This is a genomic window from Flavobacterium aeripolare (assembly GCF_013294025.1).
Taxonomy (GTDB): Bacteria; Bacteroidota; Bacteroidia; order Flavobacteriales; family Flavobacteriaceae; genus Flavobacterium.
The window spans coordinates 202,518-212,250 of the sequence record NZ_JABSNL010000008.1 but is presented as its reverse complement, the minus strand read 5'-3'; the positions used below and the strand labels follow the sequence as shown (position 1 = coordinate 212,250).

Annotated in this window: 9 protein-coding genes, 2 tRNA genes, 1 rRNA gene and 1 pseudogene; 4 read left to right on the top strand and 9 right to left on the bottom strand. The window is 32.9% G+C overall.

Annotated features, from left to right (window positions below):
- The 3 genes from rrf to HNQ00_RS10985 all read left to right on the top strand — a co-directional run.
- Positions 1 to 92, top strand: a 5S ribosomal RNA gene (gene rrf / locus HNQ00_RS10995); the annotation flags it as partial.
- 62 nt (positions 93 to 154) lie between these two features.
- A tRNA-Phe gene (locus tag HNQ00_RS10990) sits at positions 155 to 227 on the top strand.
- Between the two features lie 7 nt (positions 228 to 234).
- A tRNA-Leu gene (locus HNQ00_RS10985) sits at positions 235 to 320 on the top strand.
- A 176-nt stretch (positions 321 to 496) separates the two neighbouring features.
- On the opposite strand, the gene HNQ00_RS10980 is transcribed toward HNQ00_RS10985, so the two are convergent.
- From HNQ00_RS10980 to HNQ00_RS10965, 6 genes and pseudogenes are all read right to left on the bottom strand, one after another.
- Positions 497 to 1,414, bottom strand: coding sequence for an ISAon1 family transposase (locus HNQ00_RS10980; protein WP_463671350.1), 918 nt, complete (start codon positions 1,412 to 1,414; stop codon positions 497 to 499).
- Positions 1,415 to 1,503: 89 nt separating this feature from the next.
- Positions 1,504 to 1,677: pseudogene (locus tag HNQ00_RS16415) on the bottom strand (ISAon1 family transposase N-terminal region protein); the annotation flags it as partial.
- Between the two features lie 332 nt (positions 1,678 to 2,009).
- Positions 2,010 to 2,261 carry a transposase gene (locus HNQ00_RS10975; protein WP_371739149.1) on the bottom strand — a complete coding sequence of 84 codons (252 nt, stop codon included), beginning with the start codon at positions 2,259 to 2,261 and terminating at the stop codon, positions 2,010 to 2,012.
- Between the two features lie 259 nt (positions 2,262 to 2,520).
- Positions 2,521 to 2,685: an ISAon1 family transposase N-terminal region protein gene (locus HNQ00_RS16410; protein WP_463671351.1), complete on the bottom strand. Its 165-nt coding sequence runs from the start codon at positions 2,683 to 2,685 to the stop codon at positions 2,521 to 2,523.
- A 913-nt stretch (positions 2,686 to 3,598) separates the two neighbouring features.
- On the bottom strand, positions 3,599 to 3,997 hold the full coding sequence (locus HNQ00_RS10970) for a response regulator (protein WP_173838549.1): 399 nt from the start codon (positions 3,995 to 3,997) through the stop codon (positions 3,599 to 3,601).
- 4 nt (positions 3,998 to 4,001) lie between these two features.
- On the bottom strand, positions 4,002 to 5,714 hold the full coding sequence (locus tag HNQ00_RS10965; protein WP_173838548.1) for a PAS domain-containing sensor histidine kinase: 1,713 nt from the start codon (positions 5,712 to 5,714) through the stop codon (positions 4,002 to 4,004).
- A 170-nt stretch (positions 5,715 to 5,884) separates the two neighbouring features.
- Here HNQ00_RS10965 and typA point away from each other — a divergent pair, with 170 nt between their 5' ends.
- The gene (typA, locus tag HNQ00_RS10960; RefSeq protein WP_173838547.1) at positions 5,885 to 7,681 is read left to right on the top strand and encodes a translational GTPase TypA; all 1,797 of its coding nucleotides are present in this window, start codon (positions 5,885 to 5,887) and stop codon (positions 7,679 to 7,681) included.
- 285 nt (positions 7,682 to 7,966) lie between these two features.
- Here the strand turns inward: typA and HNQ00_RS10955 are convergent, their stop codons facing one another.
- The 3 genes from HNQ00_RS10955 to HNQ00_RS10945 are packed head-to-tail and all read right to left on the bottom strand — an operon-like array spanning position 7,967 to position 9,733.
- Positions 7,967 to 8,737 (bottom strand): TerC family protein, encoded by a 771-nt coding sequence (locus HNQ00_RS10955; protein WP_173838546.1) that lies wholly within the window; start codon positions 8,735 to 8,737, stop codon positions 7,967 to 7,969.
- Positions 8,738 to 8,770: 33 nt separating this feature from the next.
- Positions 8,771 to 9,148, bottom strand: coding sequence for a DNA topoisomerase IV (locus HNQ00_RS10950; RefSeq protein ID WP_173838545.1), 378 nt, complete (start codon positions 9,146 to 9,148; stop codon positions 8,771 to 8,773).
- A gap of 9 nt (positions 9,149 to 9,157) precedes the next feature.
- Complete coding sequence (locus HNQ00_RS10945) at positions 9,158 to 9,733, bottom strand: DUF1572 family protein (RefSeq protein ID WP_173838544.1); 576 nt, start codon at positions 9,731 to 9,733, stop codon at positions 9,158 to 9,160.

Genomic DNA, 9,733 nt, shown 5'->3' with positions numbered 1-9,733 from the left:
GGGGCTCACCTCTTCCCATCCCGAACAGAGTAGTTAAGCCCGCCTGCGCAGATGGTACTGCAGTTATGTGGGAGAGTATGTCGTCGCCTTTCTTTTTAATAAATTTAGTGTATTCTATTTTATTGAATAAAAATTTTACTTTAGTAAAATTAATGGTACCTTAGCTCAGATGGTAGAGCAATGGACTGAAAATCCATGTGTCCCTGGTTCGATCCCTGGAGGTACCACTATAATGCTCGGATGGTGAAATTGGTAGACACGCTGGACTTAAAATCCAGTGAACAGCAATGTTCGTGCGGGTTCAAGTCCCGCTCTGAGTACAATAAGCTTCATTTAGTTAATTCTAAATGGAGCTTTTTTTTGTGGTTGTATTTTTAAATAAATATTGGGAATTTAGGAATCATAACGAAAACTTAGGGATCAAGCGCAAAAGTTGAAGATTAAACAAAAAGATTAGGATCAAGTGCAAAAGTTGGGGATTAAGCAAATAATTTAGTTAATCTAAATAGAAAGAAATCAACTTTTCTAACACCTCTATCCCGATAGCTATCGGGAGAGATCTAAAAGCTTTTATTTTAGCATTGAAAGATTCTGCAGAAGCATTAGTACTTCTATTACCAAAATAATTCAAAATAGAATCATAGTTAATTTTAATGGTATTCATTATTGTATTAAAACTTTTTATTCCTAAGCGCTCAACATCGTTATACCAGTGTGCTAATTTTGTGATAGCTATTAATTTATCAGTATTGTTATTGTAAATATTGCGTAATTTTTGACTTAAAAAGTAAACTGTTTTAATTTCTGGATATGCTTCAAATACTATTGTTGCCCTATCTTTTTGGCTTTCGCTCCATTTGTTAGAGCTTTTGTAGAGTAGAAACCTACTCCTGGTGAGTAATTGCTTGGCAGTATCTCCGTTAGAGAATTCTTTAGAGACAAAAGGTGCATTGTTGAGTTTTGCTTCTAATATACTTTGGTTTTCTTGATCTAGCGCTTCCCATTTTAATCTAATGCGAACTTCTTGTACAGCTTCTAAAGCAAGTTTTTGAACATGGAAACGATCTGTTACTTGTGTTGCTTTTGGAAAAAATTTTTTAGCAATTAATTTCATGCTATTAGCCATGTCTAGAGTAATTTCAATTACCTGAGAACGTTTTTTAAAATCTATCCTTTGTAAATGATTAATAACTACTTCTGCTTTTGTTCCAGCAATAATGGCTACAATAGAACCTTTTTTACCTTTTCCTGCTTTATTGGTCACTACGGTATAAAGCTCTCCCATTGACAAGTTTACTTCGTCTATAGATAAATGACTAACATTGTTTTCAAGGGAAATTAGCCACTCATTTGCATGTTCTCGTTGTTCCCAATTGGAAAAATTACTAAGATGTTTTTTATATTGTCGTTGCAATTTTTTACCATTAACACCAAAGAAAAATCCAATAGTATGACAATCGTTTGCTTTAGTATTTATTAATTTCTTTTAAAAAATCCGCAAACTCATGAGTCATGCGGGTTCCTTGTGCTACAATATTCCTCCCGATAGCTATCGGGACTAAAAACTACTTTCCCTGTATCTTTGTTAAGCCACCTCCTACGATTAATATGGAGATATACGAATTTCCCTCTAAGTGGAAATTCTTGAATAGTAATCTCATGTAAAAAACCTTTTGAAACTAGTTGTCGATTATTATATTCTTTGGGTGGAGCACTTTTTTCTTCAAAAACAAATGCATTTTCTCTTGTTCAGTTTTGGTATTCACCAAATCAAAGTGTTCTACAATTAATTCAGGCAGTATGAGTTTTAAAAGTTCTATATAATTTACCAAGGGGTACTTTTTTGTCTGCTAATTTAATGAAAATCAAATCCCTCCCCAACTTTTAGGATTGATCCCATTTTTCTTTTAATTTATATAGTATATAACGACTTCTGGCTAATAACTGTTTTACTGTATCTTCATTGTTTAAAAGTTGTGGAGTATGTGTTTTGTTTTGGGATTTAGCATTTAGTATTTGCTGATTCTCTCTGTCCATTGCTTACCAACTGTACTTGATTCTTGTAAAATCTGTAAGGCTAATTTTTGTACATGAAAGTGATCCGTTACTTGTATGGCTTTTGGATAAGATTTTTTAGCTATCAACTTCATGGAGTTTGCCATATCATGAGTGATTTCTGTAACCGCTTGTCTTTTTTTTAAGTCGATCTTACTGACTTGTTCAATAACCTGTTCTGTTTTAGTTTCAGCAACAATAGCCACTAAGGATCTTTTGTTTCCTTTGGCTTTTTTATTAGTGACAATAGACTAAAGTTCTCCGTGGGATAAGGCGACTTCGTCAACGGCGAAATGAGTACCTATATTTTCAGGGTCAACAATCCAGTTATGCGCATGTTTTCTAAGTTCCCAAGTTTTAAAAGAACTTGAGTGATTTTTATACTGCCTTTAGAGTTTTTTACCGTCAACACCGAAGAATCCTCCAATGGTATTACAGTTAAAAACGGTATTATCTATTAATTTCTTATAAAAAAGCCATAAACTCTTGCGTCATACGTGTTCCCTTGGCAACTAACTGCCTCCCGATAGCTTTCGGTACTTTAACAATCTCACCATTAATTTTATTTGTCCAGCGACGACGTTTAACGTGTAAGAAGACAAATTTTGCTCTTAATGGGAAATGTTGAATTGTTACTTCATCTATATAGCCTTTGGATACTAATTACAAAAAATGAAACTCTTTAGGAGGTTTTGATTTTTCTGAAAAATAGAAATGACGGTTTTCCTCAGAGTTAGTTGCAGAAATTATTTCAAAGTTACTAAAATAAAAAATCAGGAAGTATAAATTTTAAAAGGTCTATAGAAGTCATATCTCATTATTAATACTACAAAAATAGTAAGTTTTCTAAAACTTCTCCGTAGGTTTTGCTCCTGATCCGTAGTATCTACTAATTTTATACTAAAAAGTAGCGAACTCATTGGTTAAGTTCGTTCCCTTGTTATTCGTTCCGCTGTTTTTTTATCTACGTAGGATGGTTGTTTGCTGTGCAAGTAAACTGAGTTAATTCGGAACGTGAAGTTTTGAATAGTACGTTTACTATGGCAATCATGAGTATTAATATGTGAGTTCTAGTTCTGATTTGATAATAGTAAGTTCGTCAAAAAAAGATGTGTCTTCTTCATTTCTTTGTTTTATTTAAATCATAGTAATACACCAGAAATTAAGGTGATATAAAATTTATTATATCAGAATAGGTATTCGTAATCTTAATTTTTGATGTAAAATGGGGCTTTTTTTTTAAATCAGACTTAACATTTAGGAGTAGTCCAATAGTGGTAATGTTATGATTTTCTCGCAAGGGATAGTAACGGCATCCTTTAATACCTTATAAAATATTTTTATATTTTATAAGGTATTAAAGATATAGTGGATAGCCCGACCCGTAGGGATGCGACCTAAATGTTGAAGAAATAATCGTCCTCAGATCCATTTTTTTTAGATATTTTGATGACTTTAAGTTAAACCTATTTTTCGATATGTAGAATATTATTAGCTTTTTAAATCAGTTGATTTTTACTGCTCTCCTATTCTAATGTGATTATCAGCTTAGATTTTCTGCAACCTTCGATAGCATTGTTAGCGATATTGGTTTTGGTAAAAAGTCCATTACCATAGGAAATTCCTTTGTCTTTTCTAAATCCTCAGGATCAATTGTTGAGGATAATACAATTACTTTAATATCGTGGAATTGTTTGTAAATAGGTTTACTAAATAGTTCTAAGAATTCCCAACCTCCCATTACTGGCATATTAAGGTCTAAAAAAATTAATTCAGGTAATGGTTTAGTAGGATTTAGTAACAGATTTTCGAATAAAAATAGTGCCTCTTCACCATTTTTAGCTGTTATAATTTGATCTGAAAATGCAGCTTTACTAATCACTTTTTTACAAAGCATTAGTGTTATGGGGTCATCGTCTACAAACAATATGGTATTTAGCATGGTATTATTTATGTGGAAATTTTATTATAAATTTGGTTCCTATATTTACTTCGCTTTCTATGGCAATTGTACCGTCCATGGCCTCAACTTGTGATTTTACTAGGTAAAGGCCTAACCCTTTACCGTTTGGGTTATTATGGAATTTTTGATAAAGTCCAAAAACTTTATCCTTATTTCGCTTAAGATCGATACCTATTCCATTATCCTTAAAAATGATCAAAGTTGAGCCGTTTACAAGTGTGGCGCTGACTTCAATAATTAGATCTTGGTTGACAGATTTATATTTTATAGCATTGGTTAGTAAATTAGTAAATATGCTCTCAATATAAGACTTATTTATTTTTAAATCAGCAGCTTTTTTAAAATCAGCATAAATTATTGGTTTTTTCTTACTCTGTAGAATAGTCGTTTGAGCGTATACTTTTTCAAAAACTTCGGATATAGCTATGTTTTCTTTATCAATGTTATGCATTTCTTTGATGACCATGATTTTTGTTAAATCAGTTATGGTGTCATTTAGTAAGTGAGTAGACGTGCTTAATCCTTGTATAATTTCTCTCAATTCACCGTCTTCAATAGGTATGTCTTCCACAAGGTTGAGTAAGCCAATTAAATTAGAAAGAGGTGCACGTAAGTTGTGAGATGTAATATAGGAGAACTGTTTTAAATCGGTATTTTTCTTTGTGAGCTCTGTAATTAACTGTTCCTTCTCTTTTTCTTGCTGCTTAATTTGGGTGACATCCTTTTGTATAGAAATCCAATGTGATAATTGTTGTTCTTCATTATATATAGGAATTATGGTAAAGCGGAGCCAGAGTTCTTCACCATTTCTTCTATAACAAATCATTTCGATATTGTTTTCTTGTTTATTACGAATGGAATTGAAAATTTTCTCAACTGCTATGGGATCTGTTTTGGGTCCTTTGAATATATCTGGTGATTGCCCTATAACTTCAAACGCTTGATAGCCACTTATTGCTGAAAAGGCTGGATTTACATAGACTATTTTTGGAAGCTGTTTCTCATTGAAATCAGCCTCGGTAATCATAACTGAGTCTTTCGTTTGTAAAATAACGGTCTCAAGTAATCGCAAGCGAATTTCTTCTTCTTTTTGTTTAGTAATATCTTGAATTGCTCCAATCATTCTAACAGGCTTTCCGAGTTTGTCTTTGATGATAAAGCCCTTGTCTAATACATATTTATAAGAACCATCTGCACATTTAAAACGGTACTCATCCTGCCATTTATCTGTTTTCTCTTCTAGAAAAGAGTATAGTTTTATAGACATTCGTATGCTGTCTTCGGGATGAATATTGTCAAACCACCATGCAGAAGTTTCGCCAAGTTGATTTTTTTGATAACCAAAGATGGTTTCGATACCTATACTCCATTCTAGTTTGTCACTTTGAATATTCCAGTCACGTATGATGTCGCTAGTCGCTTTTGCTACAATATTATAGCGATCATTTGACTCTTTTATTTCGTCGTTTGTTTCCTTTAGTGCAATTAGATAGCTGTTATTTCTTTTATCATTCTTAGCTAGGATAAATCTAAAAGCACCCGCAGTAAGTATGACAAGCATAATGTCTTTGATGAAATTGTAATCGTGAAGATTGACTATGTCAGCGTATCGTATTGATAATTTATGAAAAATTATAGCAGCAAATAATGCAATCAGCAAGTATATTAGTGCTATTTGTGTGGATTTATTTTTCATTATCCAAATGTAATTAATTTAAGTCAATTAAAAATAGTTGGTATTTTTATTTTCTAAGTATGTTTCTTTTGGCTCTAATTGTTCCTAATTAGTTAAGTATATGTAAAGTATTGGATAAATATTTGTTTTATCAAAATAAAGTGTACCTTTGCACTCATTAAAAATCACAGATGGAATCTATTAGAAACATTGCAATTATTGCCCACGTCGATCACGGTAAAACAACTTTGGTTGATAAAATTATGTATCACTGTCAATTATTTCGTGACAACGAAAACACAGGTGATCTAATCCTTGATAATAACGACCTAGAGCGCGAAAGAGGTATCACAATTACCTCTAAGAATGTTTCTGTTCAGTATAAAGGAACTAAAATCAACATTATTGACACTCCTGGTCACGCCGATTTTGGTGGTGAAGTAGAGCGTGTATTAAATATGGCTGATGGAGTTTGTTTACTTGTGGATGCATTTGAAGGGCCTATGCCACAAACGCGTTTTGTATTACAAAAAGCACTAGACCTTGGTTTGAAACCATGCGTTGTTATAAATAAAGTTGACAAAGAAAACTGTACTCCTGAAGAAGTTCATGAAAAAGTTTTTGACTTAATGTTCGAATTAGGAGCTACTGAAGAGCAGTTGGATTTTCCAGCAGTTTACGGTTCTGCTAAGAACAACTGGATGTCTGACCATTGGGAAAACGTAACTGATAATGTTGAAGCATTATTGGATATGGTTATCGAAAATGTACCAGCTCCTAAAGTATCAGAAGGAACTCCTCAAATGTTGATTACGTCTCTTGACTTTTCTGCATTTACAGGTCGTATCGCTATTGGTCGTCTTGAAAGAGGTGTATTGAAAGAAGGTATGCCAATCTCATTAGTAAAAAGAGATGGTACTGTAACAAAATCTCGTATTAAAGAATTACATACTTTTGAAGGTCTTGGACGTAAAAAAGTAGCAGAAGTAGTAGCTGGAGATATCTGTGCAATTATTGGTGTTGAAGGTTTTGAAATTGGTGATACTATCGCTGATGCTGAAAATCCAGAAGGACTTAAATCAATTGCTATTGATGAGCCTACTATGAGTATGTTGTTTACAATTAATGATTCTCCTTTCTTTGGAAAAGAGGGTAAATTTGTAACTTCACGTCACATTAGAGAAAGATTAACTAAAGAGCTTGAGAAAAATTTAGCCATGAAAATGGGTGAAACTGATTCAGCTGATAAGTTTATGGTTTTTGGTCGTGGTGTACTTCACTTATCTGTTCTTATTGAAACAATGAGAAGAGAAGGGTATGAATTACAAATTGGACAACCACAAGTTATCATCAAAGAAATTGATGGTAAAAAATGTGAACCAATTGAGGAATTAACAATCGATTTACCAGAAACACTTTCTGGAAGAGCTGTAGAGTTTGTTACAATGCGTAAAGGTGAAATGTTAAGCATGGAGACTAAAGGTGAGCGTATGATTGTAAAATTCAATATTCCATCTCGTGGAATTATCGGATTGCGTAATCAATTGTTGACTGCTACTGCTGGTGAGGCTATTATGGCGCACCGTTTCATTGGATATGAGCCTTACAAAGGTGAAATCGCTGGACGTAACAAAGGTTCTTTGATCTCTATGGAAAAAGGAAAAGCTATTCCTTATTCTATCGATAAATTACAAGATCGTGGTAAGTTCTTCGTTGAACCAAATGCTGAAATCTACGAAGGTCAAGTAATTGGTGAAAACTCACGTTCTGATGATATGTGTGTTAACGTAACTAAGGAGAAAAAACAATCTAACGTACGTTCATCTGGAAATGATGAAAAAGCTAGAATTATTCCTCCAATCATTTTCTCTCTAGAGGAAGCTTTAGAATACATTCAAAAAGATGAATATGTTGAGTGTACTCCAAAATCTATTCGTTTGAGAAAAATCTATTTGACTGAAACTGATAGAAAAAGATTCAAAGTATAAGTATTAAATTGTGCTAATTAAATAGTACAGTTTATGTAAATAATAAGAACAGTAGTAGACTCCGGTTTACTACTGTTTTTTTTTGTGCTCAATTAGAATGATGTAAAGGTTGTTATTTCTATCGAATGTATAAAGTTATACTGATTGATCATGTGCTATTAAATAGATTTAAAATCACCGCTAATAAAAAAGCTCAATCTATATGATTGAGCTTTTTGTATTTCCGCTTAGCGTTACTTGTTTAGTTATAGTCGACTTTATTCTAGCTTTGCTGATGTCATAGTTTTAACGTTTCTTAGTTGCTTTCATGTTTAGTACTTCTACTAATAAGGAGAACGAAATGGCAAAGTATAAGTATCCTTTTGGTACTGGTGTGACATGGCTACCAAAGATCATTGCATTAGATAGGTGAGCACTTTCTGTTATTAACATGAAGCCAATCAAAATCAAGAAAGATAAACCCAAAATTTGAATGGATGGGTGCTTGTTTACAAAATTACCTACTGGTACAGCAAACTGCATCATGATTAAAACAGAAATTACAACAGCAGTAATCATAATGTATAATGCGCCCTGAACTCCATTTGTCATTCCTACTGCGGTTAAAATACTGTCAAAAGAAAATACAAGATCAATTAAAATGATTTGGAAAATTACATTAGTAAAAGATTTTGTTGCGGCCTTACCCAACTCCTTTTCTTCATGTCCTTTTTCGTCTACTTTCTCTCTAATTTCGCTAGTACTCTTATATATCAAGAATAGACCACCTAATAGTAAAATGATACTTTGACCAGAAACCTGTGCAGATAACCAACTAAAATTCAAAGTAAACCAAGGTTCTTTCATCGCGATCAAATAAGAAATCCCTAGTAATAAAGCGATACGCATGAACATGGCTAGAAACATTCCTATTTTAGTTGCTTTTTTACGGCTTTCAGGTGGCAGTTTTCCTGTAGCTATAGAAATAAAGATAATATTATCTATTCCTAGTACAATTTCTAAAAACGTAAGTGTAATTAATGCTATCCACGCATCGGGGTTTAAGAATACTTCCATTAGCTTGTCTTTTTAATTTATTAAATCTACAATTTATAAATCTGATAGTTTAGTTACCGTCCCTCTTTGCTTTTGAGCCACACCTACCATTCCAAATTCAAATGTGTATGTATCACCAGATGTTGTCAAGATTTTCATATCGATTGATTTCTCTTCGGCCATATTTTTTGGGTGTAGCTTCTTTAAAACATATTCGCAATCATTTACCCATCTCACAGATGCAGTATCTATTTTGCCGTCATAATTTTCGATTTCAATACTATCATTTCTTTCAAAGTAAGTCGTTTTTTTTATACCGTCCACTTCGTATTCAAACTTGAATTTACCAGTTTTAAAATCTTTGCAATCGCGTTCTACGTTGTAACAAGAAGCGGTTAATATTAATATAGGGAGAATAAGTAATTTTTTCATGAATGTTTATTATTTTAATCTTTCAATTTCTTTGTCGGTAAAGTTTTGAATGCTTTTTTGCTGTGCAAACTTTACACCATTGTAATTATTAGAATTGTTTCGTGATATTGTCAAACTATTCCAGTCACTGCTTTTTAATAATTTAGCGTAAAATACTATTTGACCTACGTGATAAGGATAGTGTGCTAGTTGTCTGTTTACTGCTTCAATTGCAGTATGGCCTTCGTTGCGAATATAAATAATATTTGCAAGTTGTTCCGGTTTTAAAAGATTTAAAGTAGTGAATAAACAGTCCCATCCTTTGTTCCAGATAGCCATAACGGCTTCTTTAGTCTTTAAATCGTTTTCAAATTCTTGATCTCTTTGGCGCCATTCTTTTTCGCCATCAGTAGTAAGGAAATCTGTCCACCGCGAAAGCATGTTGCCAGCAATGTGCTTAACAATTGTAGCGATAGTATTAGTGTCGTCATTTGCACTTATAAATAGTTGTTCTGGTTCAAGTTGATCAATTGCTTTTTCGCCTACTAATTTATAATACGCAAATTGTTTTTTAACACTACTCAAATAGGAATCGTTTGCATTCAT